This window comes from Fenollaria sp., assembly GCF_057222035.1.
This window is the reverse complement of the sequence record NZ_JBXXYC010000007.1, coordinates 51,682-75,921: the sequence shown is the minus strand read 5'-3', so window position 1 is coordinate 75,921 and position 24,240 is coordinate 51,682. Positions and strand designations below refer to the sequence as shown.

Below are 24,240 nucleotides of genomic sequence, written 5' to 3'. Positions count from 1 at the left end.
ATGAAAAAGAAAATAATTTTAATAATATCTATGCTAATGGTTTTGGCAATGATATTTACAGGATGCAATAAGCCTAAAACTGATGAGCCAAAAGAAAATACAGCTCAAGACAATGGCGAGATAAGTGAAGAAGATAAGAAAAATGATGAGTATGTTGAACTTGTTAAAAAAACTAAGGGCGTTTCGGGCCTTATAGAAGGCGATATAATTGCTCAATACGTCAAGATTGCAAAAGCAGAGGAAGAAGCTGATAAACTTACGCTAATACTGTCTTATACTGAGCTTGCTTATATTTATGAAGATCACGTTTTTACAAACACAGCTGGTATGCAAATGCCTTTAAAACTTGTTTATGAGAAGAACGGGGACGATTACGAGCTAAAAGAAAAGATTAGCCCTGAAGATGGAGACGGGTTTTATGATTCTTTAATGAAAATGGTGGACTCGGATAAAGAACTTGCTCAAGAGATTACTAGTCACAGCATGAGCGAAAGTTTTGGCGATATTATGAAAGATTTATACAAAAAAGCTGAAGAGGCAGGCTTAAAGGACTTTACGCTAGACCTTGACAATGTTCCCGGCTATCCAAAGGACGAGTCTTTATTCTTAGAAGAGGTTCCAAATGAGCCTAAGAACACAATTGTTATAGTCAATAAGGAGGATTATGAAAAAGCAAAGAAGAATGAGGAAAAAGAGAACTGGCCGCATGTAGAAGGCTTAGTTTACGATAAAGAAACAAAGATTGCGATAAAAGAAATTATCGATGATTTTACTAAATAATAAATAATTTTAGCCTTTCTAATTGAAGGGCTAAAAAAATTTATTGAAACCCTTGTATTTTTATTGACATTGGGGTATAATAAAAAGAAAGTCAAATACAAAGACTAAAAGAAAGGAGCGCAAGATGAAAGAATTTGAGTTAAAAGTCATGAGATCTGAGTCATCTAATGGTTTGTACATAGAGCTAGGTCAAGGGGTAATTGATTTTACTCGAGCTATCAAGGCAAAGATATACTTATCTGTTGATGACAAGAAGGTTGAAGCAAGCATGATTAAATTTCCAAAGGATAAATATGTAGTACCACTTAAAGAAAGACAATTAAAAGTACTTAAGGTCGAAGAGGGTAAGACATATAAGTTCGCTATTGAAAATAGAAGATAATTTAATAAATTAAGTCCATAGATGCGTCTATGGACTTTTTCTTTTTCAAAAATATAAATAAATTTAAAATGATTTGATTTAAATAATTCAAAAATATTTTCATAAACAAAAAATATTTTAAAGCCTTTATAAAAAATCGCAAGAAAAAAGGCCTCACCTATGTGAGACCTTGAGATTCCCCTATGTCTAGTTTGGTTGTGGGGCATCTACTGGACAAACGCTGTTACATTGTCCGCAGTCGATGCATTTATCTGCATCTATTATGTAGATTTCGCCTTCAGCGATAGCGTCAACTGGACACTCAGGTAAACATTGTCCGCATGCTATGCATTCTTCGCTAATTTTGTAAGCCATTCATTATCCCTCCCTTGTATTTTAATTATAATTTATATATGTCCATTTGTCAAGTGATTAGTATCACATCAGATACTTTTTGTAAATAAATAGCCACAGCACTGCCATGGTAGGCATGAGAGTTAAAAATTTAATCTTTTGCGTCTTATGTCTAAAGACTAGCATAGAGACCACTCCAAGTGGCGCTCCGCCAATCAGAGATAGTCCTAAAAGTACTTTCTCAGGCGTTCTGTGCTTGTAATCACCGCTTGCCGCCTTGAATTTATCGAATCCAAATGCCAAGAAGCAAATTACGTTTATGCCATAGAATAAATATTTAAGCATCCTATCACCATTATTTATATACCCAAAATTGTTTGTTTTTAATCACAATAAATGATATAATATTTATAAGGAGGCTTTTATGGATCAAGTATCGGGTACAAATTTTTACATATATCAGGATAAGGATGATTTTTCTTTTGGTATAGATGCAGTGCTTTTATCTGATTTTACCAATGCTAAGAAAAATCACATAGACCTTTGCACTGGTAACGGCATAGTCGCTTTAAGGCTTGCATATATCTATGACGATATAAACATCGTCGGAGCCGATATTGATCATAAGGCGATAGAACTTTTTAAAAAATCTATTGAGATAAATAAACTTGATGAAAGAGTCAAGGCTATGGAAGTGGATATAAGAGAAATAGAAAAATATTTTAAAAAAAATACTTTTGATAGCCTCTCAGTTAATCCGCCATATTTAAATCCAAAGGATAACATAGCTTCTGGCGATTACAAAAGGCAAGAGCTTTTACTAAATTTGGACGATATAGCAAGAGCTGCGAGCTATTTACTTAAGCCATGTAGCAAAATATTTATGGTTCACAGACCAGCAAGGCTTGTGGATATAATTTTAAGCTTTAAAAAATATGACATTAATCTTAGAAAATTAAGAGCGATAAAACCATTTGCAGAGAAAAAGGCGAACATGATACTTTTAGAGCTAGAAAAGTCAGAAAAAGAGGGTTTTGATTACATGAAGGAGCTAATCGTTTATAACAATGATGGCTCTTACACTGACGAAGTAAAGGAGATTTACTATGGAAATGAATAAAGGCACTTTATATATAGTCGCGACACCCATAGGTAACTACGAGGACATAACTTTGCGTGCGCTAAACGTACTAAAGTCTGTTGATTACATTGCTTGCGAGGACACAAGGCACACAGGAGTTTTACTTAAGCACTATGAAATAAAAAAGCCGCTCTTTGCTTATCACAAATTTAACGAAACTGACAAATCATCATATATAATCGAACTTTTGAGCGAAGGAAAGAGCATTGCCATAGTCTCAGATGCGGGATCACCTGGCATATCTGACCCTGGAGTGATTGCGGCGCGTGCTGCAAGAGAGGCTGGATACACCGTTACAGCCATACCGGGAGCTACAGCCTTTGTCACATCGCTTATGGCGAGCGGCCTAGACCTTAGTCACTTCGCTTTTATTGGCTTTGCGCCTCAAAAGGACGCTAAGCGCAAAAAATTTATGGAAATCTACAAATCATACACCATGCCGCTCATTTACTACGAAGCGCCTCACAGGCTCATAGCCTTTCTAAATACTGCGCTTGAAGTTTATGGCGATAGAATGATTTTTATAAGCCGCGAGCTAACAAAAGTTTTTGAAGAAAATTTATATATGCGCATAAGCGAGGCCATAGCCCATTTTACAGAGAATGAGCCTCGTGGCGAATTTGTCATCACTATTACTGGTTTTGATAGTGATGATGATGGCGAGACAATTGACATAAACGAAGCTGCAAGAGCACTTATAGACGAAGGCCTAAGCATGAAGGATGCGACAAACAAGTTAAAGGAACTAGGTTTTAAGAAGAACGAAGCCTACAAGGCGCTGCTTGAGATAAAGGAAGAGTAATATGTACGAAGAATTGCTCATAAAGATGAGAGATTTAAATAATTTAATAAAAGAAAAGTCCGCAGGCATAGACAAGAGGGGTAGAGAGGGTCTTAAGAAAGATATTTATAATGGTCTTGCAGATAAATACATGATAGAAGACGATATAGACCTTGAAAAGCTTGCTGATGAAGGCGGTCTTTGGGCTGTGGATGGCTCGCTGGGTAGGATAGGCTCTCTTTATCCGCACTACATCAGCGTTATAGACGCTCTTGTGATATCGACAAAAAAAGGTTTTGAGCACAGAAAGAGCACTATATACTCGCCAATGCAAGGACAAGTGCAAGAGGAGGACGAATTTTCATTTGAGTCTGAAATGTATGTTAAAAAAGAGATGGCAAGACTTGAGGTGCGCGTCACAATTGAGGCTCTAGAGAAAGAAACGCCTAAGATGATATTTATGGACGGCGGTTTTATTCGCTACATCATCAGCTGTAAAGAAGATTTTGAAGAGCTTAAAAAAATTTGCATAGAGCGCGGAATAATTTTAGCTGGGGTCATCGAGGAGATAAAGACATCAATACTTGGTAAAGAGCTTGATTTGAAGGCCTATGATAGAGAGATACTCTTTTCGCTACTTGATTATAAAGAGGCGATGCTTATAAAGGATGAGATCAATAACAAGGCTGAAGAAGGCATAACGAGTGCCTTTGTTCGAACATCGATGAAGCCTTATGCCATCGGCGTAGATATATCGACTGAGCAAAAAGATGCTATGAAGGATGTACTCAAAACTATGATAATGCTGACGCCAAAGGATTCAAGAGGCATACCTATAATCTTAGATATAGTTGATAAGAAGGTCAAAATTACAGATGAACTTAAACAGAGGGTTCTAGTCAAGGAGCTTGACAAGGACGTTTACGATAGATATTTTAACGAAGTGAGGAATTTTAGATGAAAGTCTTAGGTTTAACAGGCACAAGCGAGGTTTATTTGGCCTCGAATGAGAGAAATTTTAGAATAAATGAGTTTTTGCTCGTTGAAGACAAGGTTAAAAATTATATAGGCGAGGTAGTTGAAGCAAATACCTTCAATCGCTTTATGCCATTTGAAAAAGAAAATGATTTTGTTGATCAAAGCGTGATTGATTCCTTGTATAAATTGGGCTATGATGTGAATAATGAAGTCATCTACTTAGCTAAACTTAGGCTTTTAGAGGAAGCGATGTACCCAATCATGGCAGGCTCTTCCGTTAGAGTGCCAAAATTTGATGAGATCAAAAATCTTATCATCAAGTCATCACCTAAAGATGGCTTAGTTCTCGGAGTTATCAAGAATACTGATGACCTTTATGAACATGCTGACGAAGAGCTAAAAAATATTGTATATACATTTGAAAATGGCGAGAGAAAAAATCAAAATGATCTTCCATACATCTTCAATGTGAGTGAATTCAGTCAATACCCACACATAGGTGTATTTGGAGGCTCTGGTTCGGGTAAATCATTTGCTCTAAGAGTAATTATCGAAGAGCTTATGAAAAAGAGGATACCGACTATAGTTTTAGACCCTCACTATGAGATGGATTTTAAGCTAAAGACTTATGACGAAGCGCCTGACTACAGTAGTTTATATCAAAGCTTTTTACTTGGCAAGGACGTTGGAGTTGATTTTAAGGACCTAAACGTGGGCGAGTTTAAAAATTTATTAAACGCAGCTGGCGCAATGACAGATGCGATGGATACCTCAGTTGATGAAGTTTTTAAGAGGGGCGAGAGCCTTGACTCATTTAGACTTAGACTAAGCGAAATACTTGAAGCGCTTGATAGAACTGAGGATGCTCTTAAGATGGATATGCAGACAGCCGAGCTTAATGGCGATGCAGCCGAAGCAGATAGGATAAAAAGATTACAAGGCTACCAAAATAAATATAGCCGCAAATTAAATGCATCGAGCTTAAAGGGAATTAGCTGGAGATTTAGAAGACTTATTCAGGACAATGTATTTAGCAGCGATTCGGAAGCTTTAGAGGCAGCGCTTAGAAGCGGTAAACTTATTTCATTAAAGGGATCGACAAGATTACTAGAAGTTTATTCATCATATATACTTAAGAAATTTTATTATAAGAGAAGAGCCTATATGGACGCGAAATTACTCGGAACAAACGATGAAGACTACTTCCCACCATTTATCATAATCACAGACGAAGCACACAATTTTGCTCCGAAGGCCTTTGAGAGTGCATCAAAACCTATTCTTAAAGAAGTTGCTCAAGAGGGAAGAAAATACGGTGTCTTCTTAATTTTGGCAACACAAAGGATAACGCTGCTTGATGATACTATCACAGCTCAGCTCAATACAAAATTTATACTAAGAACAGTTAGAGAATCAGACATCAGTACCATAAAAGAGGAGACAGACATCAGTTCAGACGATGCAAAGAGGCTTCCTTACTTGACTACAGGCGATGCCTTTATATCAGAAGCCTCCTTTGGTAGAACCATATTCACAAGATTTCGTTTTGCCGACACCAAAGCCATAGACAAAGTAAATCCATTCTTAGAACTAAAGGGCGAGACAGAAGATAAGATGCTGGCTGTATTTGAAGAGATAAAAGACATACTTCCAATAAGCGATTTTAATCTAACTCGTGAAGCGGCTAGACTTGAAAAGACAGTCGGCACCATGAGCACAGAAGAATTTAAGGATATACTTGAACGACTAGCCCAAGACGGATATATAAATAAAAGAACAAATCCATTCGGACAAAATGAATATATAGAGAAGGAATAAATATGAGAATATTTTTTTTAGCAGCAGAAGTGAGTCCCTTCGTTAAAACAAGAGGACTTGCTGAGACAATGAGGTGCCTTCCACAAGAGGTCGCCAAAGAGGGCAACGACGTATACGTTTTCATTCCCTTACACAAGCCAATAAAGAGAGAATATCAAGAAAAAGTTGAGTTCATGTCATCCTACGGAGTCATGATGGGCGACGGCATTATTTACGCAAGCGTTTTTAAATACGAAGAAGCAGGCGTTAAATATATTTTTATAGCCAACGAAGATTATTTTGAAAGAGACAGGATATATGGCGAGTTTGACGATGCCAAGCGCTACATCTTCTTTACAAAGGCAGTTTTGGAATTTATCAAGACCTATAGCATTAAGCCAGACATAATTCACGCGAACGACTGGCATACAGGGCTTGTGCCGATTTTATTAAAGCAGTACAAGAAGAGCGACAGCTATTACAAAGGAATTAGAACAGTTTTTACCGTTCATAATCTAAAATATCAGGGAGTTTTCAATCAAAATATCATAGCTGGCATAGTCGATACAGACCTTGAAGTACTAAAGGATCAAAATTATGAGTTCATCGACTCAATCAATATGCTTAAGGCAGGTATCGTCTCATCTGATATAGTTACTACCATAAGTAAGTCTTTTAGAGACGAGCTAATGGATCCACATTTCGGTGAGGGACTTGAAGAAGTTTTTAAGGAGTATAGCTATAAATTTCATGGCATTGTCAATGGTATAGACAACGAAAAATATAATCCGATGACAGATGAAGCCTTATTTAAAAATTACGATGTAAATGCTTTTAAATTAAAAAGATATAATAAGGAAGAAGTTCAAAACTATTATGGACTTAAAAAAGATGGAGACAAGCCTCTAGTTATTATGATCAGCCGTATGAAACGCTCAAAAGGAATTAAGCTTGTAATTGGTGCGATTGAAGAGATGATGAAGCTTGATTGCAATTTCATCATCATGGGAACTGGATTTAAGAGCTACGAAGAAAAATTTAGAGAGCTTGAGGAAAAGTATCCAGACAAGATGGCGGCGAGAATTTATTATAATGAGAACGAAGCGAGAAGATTATACGCAGCATCGGACATACTCTTGATGCCGTCAGAGCTTGAGCCTTGCGGATCAGCACAAATGATTGCCATGCGATATGGATCACTTCCTTTAGTTAGAAAAGTTGGCGGACTCAAAGACACCGTCATTGCGTATAACGATGATAAAGAGCATGCCAATGGCTTTGCCTTTGAAAATATCGACCAAAATGAAATGTATGAGGCACTGAATAGAGCCTTGAAATTATATTATCAAGATGAAGATGAGTTCAATAGAATTTTGAAAAACGCGATGAGAGTTGACAATGGCTGGAAAAAGACAGCGGAGGAGTACTGCAAACTATATAAGAGTTTATGTGAAGAATAAAAAAATTTCGCATTCAAGCGAGCCCTTGAGCTCGTTCGCTTGTTCGGCAATGCTCGACTTATTTCGCATTAAGTTGAGCCCTTTTGCTAGTTTCGAATTGTTTTGTCGTTGCGGAGTGCACTTGCACACCTCACTCCAAAAAATTCTGTACAACGCAAAATCATCTCAACTTCTCTGCGAACTAAGCGTTTGAGTGACTTTGTATAGCGTTATTAAAAAATCGCTACGTCCAATCATCGCAATGCGAAGCATCAAGGTTCTCGGGACCCACTCTATGCGAAGCATAGTAAGTGGGTGAGGTTCTTCTTTTTCCGGCAAAATTAGTTGGGATAAAGTGATTAATTTATGAATCGCTTGTTCTGCGAAATTTGCAGATTTTATAAAATTTTCAATAAAAAGAATAAAATCACAAACCTCTTTGCTAGTCGAAGAGGTTTTTTATAAAAAATTATTCGAGCAAAAATATTTCATATAAATATATTCATTTATAAAAATTTTATAAAATATTTTTGAAAATATTAAAATATTTCTTTCATATTTATCAATTTAAAGACTGTGATTCAAGTCACAATGAATTATATTTTCACTTAGCTTGCAAATACTTTAATGAATTAAAAAATTTAGTCTATAATCCCAGACTTAAGCGCTTGCAAGCTTTTCGATTATGTGTTAAAATGATGATGTAATTAAAATTCGGGAGGTAAGTCATGGAAGAAATCAAGAAAAGAATAGAAGCAGATTCTATTGGTGAGAAGGAAGTACCAGTAGACGCTTATTATGGCGTTCAAAGTCTAAGAGGTAAAGAAAACTTTCATATAACTGGTAGACACATTCATCCAGAGATGATAGTTGCTCTAGCAGAAATTAAAAAGGCTTGCGCAATCACTAACCAACAATCACGCCTTATGTCAAAAGAAAAAGAAGAAGCTATTGCCAAGGCTTGTGATATGATTATCGAAGGAAAATATCACGACCAATTTATTTGCGATGCAATTCAAGGCGGAGCTGGAACTACAGCTAACATGAACGCTAACGAAGTTATCGCTAACCTTGCTAATGAGCTTATGGGCGGAGACCTAGGTACATATGACCACGTTCATCCAAATGACGACGTTAACATGTGCCAATCAACTAACGACGTTTATCCAACAGCTGGAAAGATAGCTGCTGTTAAGCTTGTTAACAAGACTATAGACCAATTAATGGATTTAATCAATGCTCTTGAAAAGAAATCAATCGAGTTTGACGACGTTATCAAGATGGGCAGAACACAATTACAAGACGCAGTACCTATCAGACTTGGACAAGAATTTCACGCATATCAAAGCGCTCTTCGCCGTGACGTCAGAAGAATTAAAAAGGCAAGAGATGTTCTAAAAGTTATAAACATGGGATCAACAGCCATCGGTACAGGCATAAACGTTGATGTTAACTACTATGTCAATATTACTGAAACACTTGCGAGAGTGACAGGACTTTCGCTTAAACAAGCAGATGACATGATTGACGGCACACAAAATCTTGACGGAGTGGCTTTCCTATCAGCAACAATCAAGACTTGCGCGATAACATTATCAAAGATGAGTAATGACCTAAGACTTATGAGCTCAGGTCCAAGAACTGGTTTTGGAGAAATAATTTTACCAGCTAGACAAAACGGCTCATCCATCATGCCAGGAAAGGTTAACCCAGTTATTCCAGAAGTAGCTAGCCAAGTTGCTTTCTCAATCATAGGTAATGACATGTGCATCACTATGGCGGCAGAAGCAGGTCAACTTGAACTAAACGCATTCGAACCAGTTATGTTCTACAAGCTTTTCGAATCAATCGAAACACTTGGCAATGCTTGCGAAACACTTAGAGTGAACTGCGTTGAAGGCATCAAAGCTGATAAAGACAGATGTAAAGCACTACTTGATAACTCAGTCGGTATGGTAACAGCCCTTGTACCACACATCGGCTACAAAAAATCAGCAGCCATCGCTAAAGAAGCGCTTAAAACAGGCGAATCAGTTACTTCAATCATACTAAGAGACAATATACTTGACCAAAAAGAAATAGATGAAATCTTCAACCCATTCCAATTAACTAAACCGGGAATTGCAGCGAGGGAGCTAATCCAAGAAAAGGGCGACAAGGAAGAAGACTAAAATTTCGCATTCAAGCGAGCACTTGAGCTCGTTCCTTCCTTAGCAATGCTCACGTACGTTTAGTACGCTGCGCTTGCTTCGTCAGTCCACGTCGCCCAATCATCTCGCTTGCTCTGCGAAATTAACTCGGGGTATTAGATTATTTTATAGATCGCTTACTTCGTCAGTCCACTTCGTCCCATTCATCTCAAGTGCGAAGCACCAAGGTTCTGGGGCACCCATTCAAAGCGAAGCTTTGTAAATGGGTCAGGTTCTTCTTTTCTTCGCAAAATTTACTCGGAGTAGACTGTTAGTGCTAATCGAAGTGCAAAATTTACTCGGAGTAAATAAACTATTTTAATAAATAAAACAAAATAAAAGATTTATGGGGAGCAAATGCATTAAAAATTTGTGCAAATGCTCCCCATTTTTATTTGCAAATTTGTGCTATAATATAAGTATAAAAAACATAGGAGTAGATTTAGATGAATAAAAATAATAAAATCACTGCAATAATTTGCGCGATATTAGCAGCCGTCTTTTATGCGCTTAATACACCATTCTCAAAAGTTTTATTAAAAAATATCTCGCCGACATTCATGGCGTCCTTCCTTTACCTTGGAGCTGGCATCGGCGTTGGTATCATGTATTTATTTAAATATAAAAACGAGGATAAGGACATGAGGCTTACAAAAAATGATTTGACATACACTATACTTATGGTGGTCTTAGATGTAATTGCACCCATATTTTTAATGATAGGTATATCAATAGGTTCATCTGCAAACGCATCACTTTTAGGAAACTTCGAGATAGTTGCAACAAGCATCATCGCTCTAGTGTTTTTTAAAGAAGATGTGTCGAAAAATTTATGGATTGCCATAGTATTTATCACGCTTTCAAGCATTATACTTTCATTTGAGGGTCAAGAATCTTTTAGATTTTCATATGGATCGCTTTTTGTAATACTGGCAACTATGTCTTGGGGTCTTGAAAATAACTGCACTAGAAAAATTTCAAACAAATCCTCTTATCAAATCGTGACCATAAAAGGACTTTGTTCAGGAATTGCTTCCTTAATCATATCCATAATTATAGGAGAGAAATTTCCTGAGATCCGCTATACTTTCTTTGCACTTTTGCTTGGCTATGTGGCTTATGGACTAAGCATATTTTTGTACGTGCGCAGTCAAAGAGATTTAGGCGCAGCTAAGACTAGTGCTTATTATGCAATCGCCCCATTTATTGGAACGTTTTTGTGTTTTCTGGTCAATGGTGAAGCTTTAAGTGCTTCATATTTTGTTGGGCTTATCTTGATGATAGTGGGAACAGTTTTTGTAGTTATTGACACTTGCTTAATTAAGCATACGCACTTGCATACACATACTATCACTCACACACATGATGGTTATACGCATACACATGTCTTGACACATGAGCACGAGCACAAACACTTTTTGAATGAAGACAAGGAAGGTCACAATGACTTTTTGAGCAGTGAAGAGCACATGAGATTGCATAAGAACAATTTATAGACATCATTGGGGAGCAAATGCATTAAAAATTTGTGCAAATGCTCCCCATTTTATTTTTTTGATTTATGCTATAATATATTTATAAAACACATAAAGGAGTTTATTATGAACTGGATCAACGCATTTGAAATAATTTGTTACATAATTGTCGGCATATTTTTATTTGATGTCATCAAGAAGAAAAATTGGAACGAGCTATACATGGTTATATCTGCGGCAATAGCGGGCTTTTCGCTTGAGCTACTTGCGGTGCGCCTAACAGACATTTATCACTACTCAAACCTTTATTATATAATGATAGGCATAGAACCATACCAATTCCCTTTCTTCGGTGGACTTATGTGGGGCGCGGTAGCCGTCTGTGCCTATAGACTTGCCAAAAAATTTAAACTCAGCCCACTAATGACAGCTCTTCTGTCAGGATTTTTCGTCGTATCGATGGACCTCCTACTAGATGTAGCAGCCATAAGGCTTTCAGGCGGATTTTGGGTTTGGGAAGGAAGAGAGATAAATTTATCAGTAAATCACCATACCTTCATGTCAGTCATATGGGTAAATTTTTTAGGATATATCTTTGAAACACCATCAATAATTTATTATTCTGAAAAATATTGGCACCGCAAAGAAAAATCCATAATCAAAAATGTCATCGCCGCCATAATCATAGGCCTTATGTCAGTAGCAACAGTTGGCGTTTTAAGCTTTATATCGCTTAAGCTAAACGATATAACAGACGAATGGTTTTCATTCATCGCATTTTTAGTTTTGTGGCTATATATATTTATAAGACTAATTAGAGAAATATTTTTAAAAAGAAAATTAATAAAAATAATATTTTATGACCCAGCACTGACAATATTTTGGTTCGCACTATACCTTTACTGTTTAGCGGGCCTTGCGCACTTAGGCATATTAGGTGCAAAACCTATATACGCAGTCTTTGCCTTAGCCTTATTTGTAGGAACGATTTTGCTTACTTTGATTAATTTTGATAAGAATCATGGAGATAATAAAGAAGACTTAAGCAGGGAAGAATATATGAGCTTTGATAAAAATAATTTATAAACATTAATAAATAATATAACATATAGAATATTTTAAATATGTTCTGGGTATATATACTATGGTGATGATATGAATAAAATAGATACAAAACAATATGTTGATGAATTTTATAAAAAGATAGCCGAGGACAATCAGGTTTCGGACGAAGAGAAGCAAAGGGCGGTCGCCTATTCACTCGGCTACACTGATGAGGACATTGAGCTTGGCGGCGACTTGGGTCTTGGCTGCGGCAATCCCATTCAAAATGCTAAGCTTAAAGATGGCGAGTGGCTACTTGACCTTGGCTGCGGCAAAGGGGTCGATGTATTCAAGGCGGCTCGTGAGATGCACGGAACTGGCAAGGCTGTGGGGATTGATAGGCTACCCGAAATGATTGAGCGTGCGAATTTCATTCGTGACAAAAGAGGCTTTGACAATGCCGACTTTTTAGTCTCAGACATTGACGATATCAACTTGCCTGACAATACCTTTGACGTTGTTATATCAAACTGCGTAATCAATCTACTTGAAGATAAGGAAAAGGTATATAAAGAGATATTTCGTGTGCTTAAGCCAGGCGGACGCGTTTCTATAAGTGATATAATTCAGATAAAAAAGCTTCCAGACGATATCATAGCTGATCCCATTTTTCACGCGACATGAGTAGGTGGATCCATCACTTCAGAGGCTCTGAAGAAAATTTTAGAAAAGGTTGGCTTCATGCCATTTACCATAGTAGAAGAGGACTTGACAGAGGAGTATCTAAATAAGTGGGGCCACGAAGGCCTTGATGAATTTATCAAGCGTGGCAAAATACTTGCGATAAAACCGCTTAATTAATTTAATAATTATGCTTATGGATGCTATTTAATAATGGCATCCATTTATTTGTAAAATATTTAACTCTTTAACAAAGTGACTTGACAATTAGCTTGCAAAGTGATACGATTGATACAGTGAATAGTTTATTATATTAACCCTCCCACAAACTTTTTCTCCTTCGTTTGAGGGGGGGGTATTTTAATTATTTTATAAATTTTATTAGGAGGTGTTAATATGAAAGCGATTTTTAACACATACAAACTTGTACGCAAGCATGCAGGCTCCACATACATATTCATTCTAATTGAATCTTTAATCACGGCGCTTGTTAGTCCAGCGATAATTTACGCTACGGCTATGGCTGTCGACTCGATTCTTAATTATGTACATGGAGAACGTAATTTGTTCCCAATTATTTTATTGATACTTTTATTTGCTTGGGGAGAGGTAGCTAAGTTCATTCGAAACATTTTAGATATAAAGCTTGAGCAAAAACTTGAACTTAATTTAAACATGGCTGTAATGAATAAACTGGATAAAATATCTTTGGAAGAGATTGAAAAGTCTGGTTTTCAAGACAAGCTAAACAAGGTGAAGGACCGTCCACACATGGCTCTCATCGAATTATTCAACTCATCCATAGCCATAGCAGCCATAGCTGTGAAAGTTATGGGTATTGTCTTTGTGTTCTTTACGATATCAGCTTATCTTGGCCTTGCATATATTATAAGTGCTGCGCTTGATGTTTTCTTCAGCTTCAAGGCAGTTAATAATATGAATAAGATGTTTGAAAACACTTCGCACAATGAGCGTGAGATGGAAAATATATTAAGGATACTTAAGGATAAAAACGCCATCTATGAGATAAAAGTTTTTCAAATGAAATCTTTATTTCTTAAGAAGTTTAAAAAATATTCTGAAGCCGTTTTTGATGATAGACTTAAGACGACTATTGCAAGTCAAAAATATCTTTTGCTTAGTTCGTTTATAAATATAATATGGATGGGACTTGCAATACTTTTTGTAATATTAAAACTAATTCAAAGAGCAATTAGTGTTGGTTCGCTTACAGCTGTCATCACATCTGCGTCGACTACTTTGGATATGGCTGAGGACTTTGTTTATGAAGCCTCTAGCGTAGCTAATTCTGGCTACATAGCAGAAACTCTTTTATATATTCTTGATTATGATGAAAAAGAAATCAAAGAGCAAATTAAGAGCGGCGAAAAAATTGTTTTTGATAAATTAAGCTTTAAATATCCACAAAGTGAAAATATCGTTTTAGATGATTTATCTCTAGCTATTGACAAAAACAAGGTTACTGCCATAGTTGGAGAAAACGGAGCTGGTAAGTCAACTATAATCAAGCTGATAGCTGGACTTTACAAGCCAAGTAGCGGCACTGTGAAGATCAATGGTACTGAGCCATATTATTTATCGAAAAAAGAATTGGCAGATAGCTTAGCGATAGTTTATCAAGACTTTCAAAACTATGAATTTAGTATAAAGGATAATATTTTGCTTGGCGATGATAAAGATATTTCAGGCGATTTAGATTTAATGGAGCTTGATAAGTATGACATGAATACAAATTTAGGCAAGCTAGAAGATGATGGCGTATACTTATCTGGTGGCGAAAGCCAAAGGCTTGCAATTGCTAGAGCCATCTCAAAGTCTTCTGATTTTCTTATCTTTGATGAGCCAACTGCATCCATGGACCCGATGATGGAAGCGAAGATGTATGAGGGCATAATCAAAGTGCTTAAGAGGCGCGGTGCTATAATTATCACTCACAGACTTGTCTTGTCTAAGCTTGCAGATGAGGTTTTAGTAATTGATAAAGGAAAGCTTATTGAACGAGGTACGCACGAAACGCTTATGGAAAAGGGCGGTAAATACGCGAAGATGTTCACTGAACAAGCAGCTTGGTATAAGGAGGCAAAAAATGACTAAGGTAATTAAAAAAGTTTTTAGCGTAACACCAATCGCGACCATATATGTCTTCATCTACCATATACTTTCAGGCTTCTTTGTTGCAGCAAAGCTATATGCCTCGATGCATATCATACAAAGCGGCTATGAATATATTAAAAATGCTAATGATATAGATGCTTTTATAAAATATGGAGTCATGCTTTTAATAATAATTTTTCTTGAAAGGCTACTTGAGTACCTTTATGCGATAGCGATGAATGGTTATCTGTTCGAAAAGACAGGCAGCTACTTAAATAGAGAGATGGCAGCAAAATTATCAAGGGTAGACTTAATTAATTTTGAGAATAGAGATTTTTTAACTATAGGAGAAAGGGCAGCGAGTGCAGTTGATGACGAAAGGCTAAGTAACTCAGTAAGACTACTTGCCATGGCACTAGGTCAAGGACTTGAAGTTATCTTGATACTTGTAACGCTTTGGACTTATAGCCCCTACTTAGTTGCTCTAGCGGCCTTAACAGTAGTACCGTACCTAATCACAAGACTTATACGCGGCAAAGCCTTTTATGATTTAAAGAGCATAGAAGCCTTTGACGAGAGAAAACTAAATTATTTCTACAGCATTTTTACAGATACTAAGACCAATAGAGAGATAAAATCATATAATAGCTCTGAGTTTTTCTTAAATAAATATACTAGCGTATTTAAAGATACGAGTAAAAAATATTTTGATGAGAAACTAAAAGATGCTAAGTCACTACTTTTCTGCGACATACTAAGCGTTACAGCCTTCACCATAGCCATAGTCATAACGATAAAACTTGCCTTTGATGGCAAGATACTCATCGGTATGATGGGTGCTGCACTTATGGCTTATCAAAATATGCAAAACTCAAGTAAAGAGATGATAGTGACTGTCGGCAATTTGCCAAGAAACATTTCCTTCGCAAGCGATTACTTTAATTTTATGGACAGCAGTGAAGAGAAAAAAGCTTATGATGTAAATTTTGGCAAAATTAGTGTAAAAGATGCTTCATTTACTTATCCAAAGACTGATAAGGGTCTTCATGACATAAGCCTAAGTATAGATGAAGGCGAGAGCGTAGCAATCGTTGGCTACAATGGTTCAGGTAAGACAACATTTACAAAGGCTTTGACTGGCGTATATGATGCTATGGGCGAAATATCTTTTGGCGACGTAAACATAAAGGGAAGAGGATTAAGTTTTGATGATTACACAATAGTTCCTCAAGAAAGGACTGAGACTAATCTTAGTATAGCTGAGCATATAGCCTCACAAGAGACTTATGACGAGGCAAAGCTAAAGTCGCTACTTGATTACGTGGGCTTAGATAAATTATATAAAGAGCACTCACTTGATACAAGGCTTGGCAAGGATTTTGATGGAGTAGAGCTATCTGGCGGCGAAAGGCAAAGGCTTGATATAGCAAGGTCCATGTATAAAAATTCAAAGCTTATCATACTTGATGAGGCAACATCGGCTCTTGATCCTATGCAAGAGAGCGAGATTTTGAAGAAGTTCCTCGACATATCAAAGGGAAGGACATCCATCATCGTAACGCATAGACTTGGTATTTGCAAAAGCGTTGATAAGATTGTAGTCTTTAAAGATGGCAGAGTGGATAGCGTTGGCACACATGATGAGCTATTAAAAAATTCGCCATATTATAGAGATATGTATGAAGCACAAGCAAAATTTTATAAATAATAAATTAATCAAAGACTATATATAAATGGTCTTTGATTTTTTTGTCTCTTTATGCTATAATTAAGGGAAAAGGAGTTGAAAGAATGGAAAAATATTATTTAAGTACACCAATTTATTATCCAAGTGGTTACTTACACATAGGAAATACGTATACGACTATAGTTGCGGACATGCTTAAGAGGTACAAAGAGCTTCAAGGCATGGATGTATATTTTGTTACAGGCTCCGACGAACACGGCGAAAAGATTCAAAAGAATGCTGAAAAAGCTGGCGTTACTCCATTGCAATTCGTTACTAATATTAATGAACAAATATATAAGCTATGGGACTTACTTGACATAAGATATGATAAGTATGTAAGAACTTCAGATAAATCCCACGATGAGATGGTTAAGAAGATATTTACAAGGCTATACGAACAAGGCGACATCTACAAGGGCGAGTATGAAGGACTTTACTGCACTCCATGTGAGTCGTTCTGGACTGAGTCTCAACTTGTTGATGGCAAGTGCCCTGACTGTGGCAGAGAAGTGCATCCAGCTCATGAAGAAGCGTATTTCTTTAGATTAAGCAATTACAAGGACAGACTTTTAAAATATTACGAAGAGCACCCAGAATTTATTGAACCAGAGTCTAAAAAGACTGAGATGATCAATAACTTCTTCAAGGAAGGCCTTCAAGACCTATGCGTTTCAAGAACTTCGTTCGACTGGGGCGTTCAAGTGCCATTCGATCCAAAGCATGTTGTTTACGTATGGATAGACGCTTTGTCATCATACATTGATGCGGCAGGATATTTACAAGACGACGAAAAGTTCAAAAAACTTTGGCCAGCTGATATTCACTTGGTTGGTAAGGATATTTTACGTTTCCACGTAATCATATGGCCAGCACTACTTATGGCTCTAGACCTACCACTACCTAAGAAAGTCTTTGCTCATGGCTGGATACTTTTTGAAAGCGACAAGATGAGTAAGAGCAAGGGTAATGTCATCTACCCTGAGCCAATAGTTAAGCTATATGGCAGAGATGCGCTTAAGTACTATGTTATGAGAGAGTTTAACTTTGGTAGCGATGGTAACTTCCAAAGCAAAAAGTTTATGGAAAGAGTTAACTCTGACCTTGCAAATGACCTTGGTAACTTGGTTTCAAGAACTATTGCCATGGCTGAAAAATACTTTGGCGGAATTGTTAATAAAAAGACTTCTGATGATGAAATCGATAAGGATCTAATCGATGTGGCTCTAACAAGAAAAGCTGTTCTTGATCAAAAGATGGAGCATCTAAACTTATCAGTAGCCATTGACGAAGTATTTAAGCTAATCAGAAGATCAAATAAGTACATCGACGAAACATGCCCATGGACTTTAAACGATGATGAACACAAGGAAAGACTTGAAACTATCATATATAATTTACTTGAAGCATTAAGAATATCATCTGTTTTACTAAGCCCATTCATCCCTGATACTGCTAAGAAAATTAGGGAAGCACTTGGCTTAAGTGAAGAAATGAAATATGAAGAGTGCGATGAATTTGACTTAGTTGATAAATACACTGTAAAGAAGATAGATACACTATTCCCAAGACTTGACGTTGATAAAGAAGTAGAGAGACTACTTACAGAGAACGAAAATTTAATTAAATCTAGAGAAGAAAAAGATGGCAAGGCAAAGGTAGAGGATGCTGACGCTAAGCCAGCTATAGAATTTGACGATTTTGCAAAACTTGATCTAAGACTAGGCGAAGTAATTGATTCAAAAGAACATCCTGAAGCTGACAAGCTTTTGATCAACACTATTAAAATAGGTGACGAGACAAGAACTATTGTTAGCGGCATTAAAAAATGGTACAAGCCAGAAGACATCATAGGTAAGAAGGTTGTTGTTGTATGTAACTTAAAGCCTAGAAAGATTAGAGGCGTTGAGTCTCAAGGCATGATACTTGCTTGTGAAAACGGCGATGACCTATCACTAGTTACATCGCTTGAAGATATGCCAAGTGGCTCAGTGATTGCGTAATGATATTCGTTGATTCACACGCTCATCTTGACGACGAGGCCTTTGATGAGGACAGAGACCAGGTCATAGCCGATATCTTAGAAGGCGGAAACTATTTTTTTAATATAGCATCTGACCTTAAAACAAGCTACTCGAGCTATGAACTTGCCAAAAAATACGATCACGTCTACGCAGTTGTAGGCGTGCATCCGCATGAGGCAAAGGATTACACAGCAGAGACACGTGAGGCACTTAAAGAGCTATTGAAAAAAGATAAGGTTATGGCGATAGGCGAGATTGGTCTTGATTATCACTATGATTTTTCGCCAAGAGATGTACAAAGAAAAGTTTTTATTGATCAGATAGATCTAGCTAGAGAGATGGATGTTCCTATCGTTATTCACACTCGTGAAGCGATGGAAGAAACTTATGAAATACTTGAAAAATACGCTCAAGATATGAAAGTTCTTATTCATTGTTATACAGGATCCATAGAGATGGCGAGAAAATTTTTAAAATTAGGCTACAAACTAGCTTTAGGCGGAGCACTAACTTTTAAAAATGCAAAAAACACAGTAGACGTCGCAAGGGAAGTTGATTTGAAAGACCTCCTTATCGAGACGGACTCACCATATATGACGCCGGTACCTTTTAGGGGCAAGAGAAATGACCCGAGAAAAGTAATCTTAGTCGCAGAAAAACTTGCCGAGATCAAAGGCATTAGCACAGAAGAAGTCTTAGAAGCGACAAAGAAGAACGCATTTGAATTTTTTGGAGTAGAAAATGATTAAAGAACTCATAGTTGTCGAGGGCATGGACGACATCGCTCAGATAAAAAATGCTATAGATGCCGATATAGTCGCGACACATGGCTATAAAATAAAGAAGACGCTCTTCGATGAGTTGAGAAAGGCTGTTAAAACTAGGGGAGTAATTGTGTTTACTGACCCTGATTACGCTGGCAAGATGATTAGACGCACTATAAATGAAAATGTTAAGGGCTGTAAAAACGCTTATCTAAAGCAGTCAGATGCGATTAAGAAAGATGATATAGGTGTTGAAAATGCTTCAAAGGAAGCAATCATTGATGCGCTGATGAATGCAAGAGCCTCAACAGAGGAGAGAAAAATTTTATACACAACGAAAGATTTGTATGAGACAGGTCTATTAGGAGCAGACGGTTCAAGCGAGAGACGCGAAAAACTTGCGAGCCTACTAAAAATTTCTAATTCAAACGCAAAAAAAATGCTCGACGCACTAAACTATTATCAAATTTCGAGAGAAGATTTCGAGGAGGCTATGAAAAAAATTGACTGAAAAAGGTTTATATAGCATAGCAAGACTCAAGGAGCTGCAAGAGAGCTTTGGCTTTGAATTTAAAAAAGCGCTTGGACAAAATTTTTTGATTGATGGCAATATAATAAGAAAGATAGCTGAAGAGAGCGGAATTACAAAGGATACTACTGTGATGGAGATAGGTCCTGGCATAGGCACTTTGACCGAAGAGCTAGCGAAGCACGCGAAAAAAGTCATTGCCTTTGAACTTGATGAATCACTTAGAGAAATTCACAAGGAGACACTCGGTCCACATGACAATGCCCATGTAATTTATAAAGATTTTATGGATGCGAGCGAGGACGAGATAAAATCCTTGACAGGCGGAGCGTTCAAAGTGTGCGCCAATCTTCCGTATTATGTGACGACACCCATACTAACATTTTTACTTGAATCAAAGCTAGAAATTGATTCAATCACAGTTATGGTGCAAAAGGAAGTCGCTCAAAGGATAGTCGCCGATGAAAAATCAAAAGACTATGGCAGTATATCAGTTTTTACAAGGGCTTATGGCGATGCGCGCATTGCGTTTAATGTGTCAAAGGACTGCTTTTATCCAAAACCAAAAGTTGATTCAGCAGTATTATATATAAAAAAGAAGAAAAAAGATTTAGCAAATGAAGAGCTATTCTTAAAAATAATTAGAGCTTCTTTTATGAAGAGAAGAAAAACACTTGCGAATGCTTTATTTAATAGCGAAGTGGGTATAGATAAAAAAGATACAGTGGATGCACTTAAGGCCATTGGCAAAGGTGAAAATGCAAGGGCGGAGGAGCTAAGCTTCGATGACTTTGTAAATATAACGAAAGACTTGGAGGGAATATATGGAAAATAAAGAATTAACTCAAGAAGAATTAGACGCGATTAAAAATGATACCATAGATTATAAGATAGTTGAGAGACTTGCAGATATCATGAAAGCGCTTAGCGAGCCTTCAAGAATACAAATCATACATGCGCTAAGCCTAAGTGAGATGTGTGTTACAGACCTTTCATACGCGCTAAACATGACACAGCCACTTGTTAGTCACCACCTAAGAATATTAAGAAACCTTGGCCTAGTTAAATACGAAAGAGATGGCAAGGCGCTGATATACTCACTTGATGACGAGCACGTTTTGATGCTGTATAAGCAAGGCTTGGAGCACGCAAAAGAAAAAGTTCAATAAAGTATATATTATCTGTCACTTAGGTGGCAGATTTTTTTGTGTAGAGGTATAATTTTGTCAATAGTAATATAGATATTTATATAGAACAATGGATGCTAAATTGATACAATGTCTTGAATTATTTATCGGCTTGTTGTACAATTAATTTAATAGAATAAATAAAAGGGAGGACTTATTATGAAGAAGAAAATTTCATTACTATTAGCAATGCTCATGCTAATAATATTCATGCCAAGCACATTTGCTAAGCCTAAGACGGTTGATGCGAATAAAAATACTAAAAAAATTATTCTTGATGGTGAAGAAGTTATGGTTGGCTCATATACTGTAGAGCGTTATAACTACTTGAAACTAAGAGATGTAGCGGCTTTATTAAGTGGAAAGAGCTGTCAATTCAGTGTAGGATATGACAAAGAGAAAGAGCTTGTAATGATATATCTTGACAACAGCTACACTAAATTGGAAGGAGATTTAGTAGCTATAAAAAATGCAAAGGCAAAAGCATTTGTAGAGTCAAAGAAAATCCTTGTTAATGGCGAGGAAAAAGAACTTAAAACAGCTGTTATTAATAGGTATAACTACATTCAGCTTAGGGACCTAGCTTCTTTAATAGGGCTTGGCGTCGACTATGATGCTAAAACTGAAGCCATAATTTTAAATAGTAATGGAGAAATAGAAAATAAGGAAGAAAATAAAGATAGTAAAGAAAATAAAGATAGTAAAGATAATAAAGATAGTAAGATTAGCGATGAAGATGAATTGGCTGGAATTATTAAATATCGTGAAGCTCTTATTAAAGATGATGCTAAGCTTTGTGAAGAGGCTATGCAGCTAGCACTTGGCTGGGATAAGATTGGCGACTATGCTAATTATTTCCATGGATTAAGTAGCAAGGCTTGGAAGCACTCTAAAACGCTTGGCTTTGACTTAGCTTCTGATTATAAAGAAATCAAAAAGAGTATAGAAAATACTGGCTCGCATGAGTGTACAAGATATGAGTTTATATACGATCAAGGAGCTAGTCTTGAATTGTCACTATATAGGGAGCTACCTGTAAATGGAGACGACACTTACGCTGGAACCAATCTTGGCGTAGATGTTGAACTTAGCATGTCTTATACAGAAGATTCATATAAAAAATTAGATGCAAAGGCGAGAAATTATTTTGACAGAGCTCTTTCTATAAGCAATGACTTCATTACATGCGATGAGCAAGCTCTATATAATAGGGCGTTTTATGATAAGGCATATAATTTATCAAGTAATCAATATGGCTTAGATGAAGAAACTTGTAAAAATCAAATTAATGAAGAACTTAAGTTTATTAAACAATTTAATTTTAATGCTAATAATGTAAGTAAAAAGATTTTTAAATTAAAATTGACTGACCTTGACGATACAGAATATCAAGTAATATATAGAGACAATGCTTCCAAAGTTTCTTATGTCGGCGTTTGGTCAGTAAGTGATCACGGTGAGTCTTATCACAGTGTAGCCATTACAAAAGAATTTAATTAGTTTATTAAGGGAGGGCAAGCAGCCCTTCTTTTTTTATGTCTTGAACACTATTATCATTTATAAAATTTCACTTACCTAGATTATTTTATATGTGCTTATTGCCTTGCATTTTGCCCTTCATAGTGATATAATTATATTGATAATGTTTAAGGGAAGTTTAAAAGACGCAGTCGCCGCTGCCGTTGGCGCACACTGAGTAAACACTTATGTCACTGTTATTCGTTTAATAATGGGAAGGCGTTTACAAGGGCTTAAAACGCTAGCCGGAAAACCTTACTCTATCAAGAAATACCTTCGGCAAAGAGAGGTTCTTTTCTAAATCAATTTGATTTTTAAAAGGAGTCTTTGCGTAGGAAATAAAAGGAGGAATAATTTATGAGAAAGAAAAATTTCATTCTCATGGGTCTTTCACTAATTTTATTATCCGCAGATGCTTACGCAATGCACATCATGGAAGGTTACCTTCCTAAAGAATGGTGCTTAATCTGGGGATTAATATCACTACCATTTATTATACTTGGTATTAGAAAAATTGCTAAAGACTCTGATTCAAACGAAAAGAAGGTTTTACTTGCACTTGCAGGTGGATTTATCTTCGTTTTATCTGCTATGAAGATCCCTTCAGTAGTAGGTAGTTGTTCACACCCAACAGGTACTGGTCTAGGTGCTATACTATTTGGACCTCTTCAAACATCTGTTTTAGGTTTAATTGTTTTAATTTTCCAAGCTTTGTTATTAGCTCACGGTGGTTTAACTACTTTAGGTGCTAATACATTCTCTATGGCTATAGCTGGACCTTTTGTAGCTTTTGCCATCTATCACTTATTGAAAAAACAAAATAGAAGTTTGGCGGTTTTCTGTGCAGCAACTATAGGTGACTTATTCACTTATGTTGTTACAGCTACTCAACTTGCTATTGTTTACCACGAAGGTGTTGGCTTTGCCGCAGCTTTAGGAAAGTTCTTATCAATCTTTGCTGTTACTCAAATCCCTATCGCTATAGTTGAAGGTTTATTAACAGTAGTTATAGTTAACCTTATGGTTAGATATAAAGGTGAGGGGGTACTTACAAATGAAAGATTATAAGAAAACCAACTTGATCTTAATTATACTTGCGATTTTACTAGTAGTTTTACCACTAGTTTTTGTTCAAGGTGAATACGGCGGATCTGATGACGCTGCAAGTGAAGAGATAGAAGCATTAAAACCAGGCTATGAGCCATGGTTCGAGTCCCTTTGGGAACCACCATCGGGCGAAGTTGAATCCTTATTATTTGGTCTTCAAGCTGCTATCGGTGCTGGAGCTATTGGCTACATCATTGGCAGCTGGAAGGGCGCTGCAAGTAAGAAGGAAAAAGATAAATAAAGGAGCTAA

The 24,240-nt window shown here is 36.6% G+C and carries 23 protein-coding genes; 21 read left to right on the top strand and 2 right to left on the bottom strand.

What is annotated here, in order from left to right; all coding sequences use genetic code 11:
• Both AC2UOP_RS06095 and AC2UOP_RS06090 read left to right on the top strand, forming a co-directional pair.
• Complete coding sequence (locus tag AC2UOP_RS06095) at positions 1-780, top strand: hypothetical protein (RefSeq protein ID WP_484833015.1); 780 nt, start codon at positions 1-3, stop codon at positions 778-780.
• Positions 781-904: 124 nt separating this feature from the next.
• Entirely contained in the window at positions 905-1,162 is a 258-nt protein-coding gene (locus AC2UOP_RS06090; RefSeq protein ID WP_484833014.1) for a hypothetical protein, read from the top strand.
• A 186-nt stretch (positions 1,163-1,348) separates the two neighbouring features.
• Here the strand turns inward: AC2UOP_RS06090 and AC2UOP_RS06085 are convergent, their stop codons facing one another.
• Positions 1,349-1,516, bottom strand: a complete 168-nt coding sequence (locus tag AC2UOP_RS06085) for a 4Fe-4S binding protein (RefSeq protein ID WP_019214322.1) — start codon at positions 1,514-1,516, stop codon at positions 1,349-1,351.
• Positions 1,517-1,579: 63 nt separating this feature from the next.
• On the bottom strand, positions 1,580-1,840 hold the full coding sequence (locus AC2UOP_RS06080) for a DUF1294 domain-containing protein (RefSeq protein ID WP_019214323.1): 261 nt from the start codon (positions 1,838-1,840) through the stop codon (positions 1,580-1,582).
• A gap of 79 nt (positions 1,841-1,919) precedes the next feature.
• Here AC2UOP_RS06080 and AC2UOP_RS06075 point away from each other — a divergent pair, with 79 nt between their 5' ends.
• The 19 genes from AC2UOP_RS06075 to AC2UOP_RS05985 all read left to right on the top strand — a co-directional run bounded on the left by AC2UOP_RS06075 (position 1,920) and on the right by AC2UOP_RS05985 (position 24,231).
• On the top strand, positions 1,920-2,615 hold the full coding sequence (locus tag AC2UOP_RS06075; protein ID WP_484833013.1) for a tRNA1(Val) (adenine(37)-N6)-methyltransferase: 696 nt from the start codon (positions 1,920-1,922) through the stop codon (positions 2,613-2,615).
• Positions 2,602-3,438 carry a 16S rRNA (cytidine(1402)-2'-O)-methyltransferase gene (gene rsmI, locus AC2UOP_RS06070; RefSeq protein ID WP_484833012.1) on the top strand — a complete coding sequence of 279 codons (837 nt, stop codon included), beginning with the start codon at positions 2,602-2,604 and terminating at the stop codon, positions 3,436-3,438. Before AC2UOP_RS06075 ends, rsmI begins: the two co-directional genes overlap by 14 nt.
• A 1-nt stretch (position 3,439) precedes the next feature.
• Positions 3,440-4,378, top strand: coding sequence for a DNA double-strand break repair nuclease NurA (locus AC2UOP_RS06065; RefSeq protein WP_484833011.1), 939 nt, complete (start codon positions 3,440-3,442; stop codon positions 4,376-4,378).
• Complete coding sequence (locus tag AC2UOP_RS06060) at positions 4,375-6,213, top strand: ATP-binding protein (protein ID WP_484833010.1); 1,839 nt, start codon at positions 4,375-4,377, stop codon at positions 6,211-6,213. The genes AC2UOP_RS06065 and AC2UOP_RS06060 overlap by 4 nt, the downstream gene beginning before the upstream one ends.
• A 2-nt stretch (positions 6,214-6,215) precedes the next feature.
• Positions 6,216-7,652 carry a glycogen synthase gene (locus AC2UOP_RS06055; RefSeq protein WP_484833009.1) on the top strand — a complete coding sequence of 479 codons (1,437 nt, stop codon included), beginning with the start codon at positions 6,216-6,218 and terminating at the stop codon, positions 7,650-7,652.
• 707 nt (positions 7,653-8,359) lie between these two features.
• Positions 8,360-9,802, top strand: coding sequence for an aspartate ammonia-lyase (locus AC2UOP_RS06050; RefSeq protein ID WP_484833008.1), 1,443 nt, complete (start codon positions 8,360-8,362; stop codon positions 9,800-9,802).
• Positions 9,803-10,266: 464 nt separating this feature from the next.
• Positions 10,267-11,316, top strand: a complete 1,050-nt coding sequence (locus AC2UOP_RS06045; protein WP_019214329.1) for a DMT family transporter — start codon at positions 10,267-10,269, stop codon at positions 11,314-11,316.
• Between the two features lie 105 nt (positions 11,317-11,421).
• Positions 11,422-12,381: a hypothetical protein gene (locus tag AC2UOP_RS06040; RefSeq protein ID WP_484833007.1), complete on the top strand. Its 960-nt coding sequence runs from the start codon at positions 11,422-11,424 to the stop codon at positions 12,379-12,381.
• Between the two features lie 69 nt (positions 12,382-12,450).
• On the top strand, positions 12,451-13,023 hold the full coding sequence (locus AC2UOP_RS06035) for a methyltransferase domain-containing protein (RefSeq protein WP_484833006.1): 573 nt from the start codon (positions 12,451-12,453) through the stop codon (positions 13,021-13,023).
• 393 nt (positions 13,024-13,416) lie between these two features.
• The gene (locus tag AC2UOP_RS06030; RefSeq protein WP_484833005.1) at positions 13,417-15,135 is read left to right on the top strand and encodes an ABC transporter ATP-binding protein; all 1,719 of its coding nucleotides are present in this window, start codon (positions 13,417-13,419) and stop codon (positions 15,133-15,135) included.
• The gene (locus tag AC2UOP_RS06025) at positions 15,128-16,843 is read left to right on the top strand and encodes an ABC transporter ATP-binding protein (RefSeq protein ID WP_484833004.1); all 1,716 of its coding nucleotides are present in this window, start codon (positions 15,128-15,130) and stop codon (positions 16,841-16,843) included. Before AC2UOP_RS06030 ends, AC2UOP_RS06025 begins: the two co-directional genes overlap by 8 nt.
• Positions 16,844-16,926: 83 nt before the next feature.
• Entirely contained in the window at positions 16,927-18,864 is a 1,938-nt protein-coding gene (gene metG, locus AC2UOP_RS06020; protein WP_484833003.1) for a methionine--tRNA ligase, read from the top strand.
• Positions 18,864-19,634, top strand: a complete 771-nt coding sequence (locus tag AC2UOP_RS06015) for a TatD family hydrolase (protein WP_484833002.1) — start codon at positions 18,864-18,866, stop codon at positions 19,632-19,634. The genes metG and AC2UOP_RS06015 overlap by 1 nt, the downstream gene beginning before the upstream one ends.
• The gene (rnmV, locus tag AC2UOP_RS06010) at positions 19,627-20,160 is read left to right on the top strand and encodes a ribonuclease M5 (protein ID WP_484833001.1); all 534 of its coding nucleotides are present in this window, start codon (positions 19,627-19,629) and stop codon (positions 20,158-20,160) included. Before AC2UOP_RS06015 ends, rnmV begins: the two co-directional genes overlap by 8 nt.
• Positions 20,153-21,013: a 16S rRNA (adenine(1518)-N(6)/adenine(1519)-N(6))-dimethyltransferase RsmA gene (gene rsmA, locus AC2UOP_RS06005; RefSeq protein ID WP_484833000.1), complete on the top strand. Its 861-nt coding sequence runs from the start codon at positions 20,153-20,155 to the stop codon at positions 21,011-21,013. Before rnmV ends, rsmA begins: the two co-directional genes overlap by 8 nt.
• A complete protein-coding gene (locus tag AC2UOP_RS06000; protein ID WP_019214338.1) occupies positions 21,003-21,347 on the top strand; it encodes an ArsR/SmtB family transcription factor in 345 nt (114 codons plus the stop codon). Before rsmA ends, AC2UOP_RS06000 begins: the two co-directional genes overlap by 11 nt.
• 177 nt (positions 21,348-21,524) lie before the next feature.
• A complete protein-coding gene (locus AC2UOP_RS05995; RefSeq protein WP_484832999.1) occupies positions 21,525-22,865 on the top strand; it encodes a stalk domain-containing protein in 1,341 nt (446 codons plus the stop codon).
• Between the two features lie 375 nt (positions 22,866-23,240).
• Positions 23,241-23,951, top strand: a complete 711-nt coding sequence (locus AC2UOP_RS05990; protein ID WP_085839461.1) for an energy-coupling factor ABC transporter permease — start codon at positions 23,241-23,243, stop codon at positions 23,949-23,951.
• Positions 23,938-24,231: an energy-coupling factor ABC transporter substrate-binding protein gene (locus tag AC2UOP_RS05985; protein ID WP_484832998.1), complete on the top strand. Its 294-nt coding sequence runs from the start codon at positions 23,938-23,940 to the stop codon at positions 24,229-24,231. Before AC2UOP_RS05990 ends, AC2UOP_RS05985 begins: the two co-directional genes overlap by 14 nt.
• The last annotated feature ends 9 nt before the right edge of the window (positions 24,232-24,240 follow it).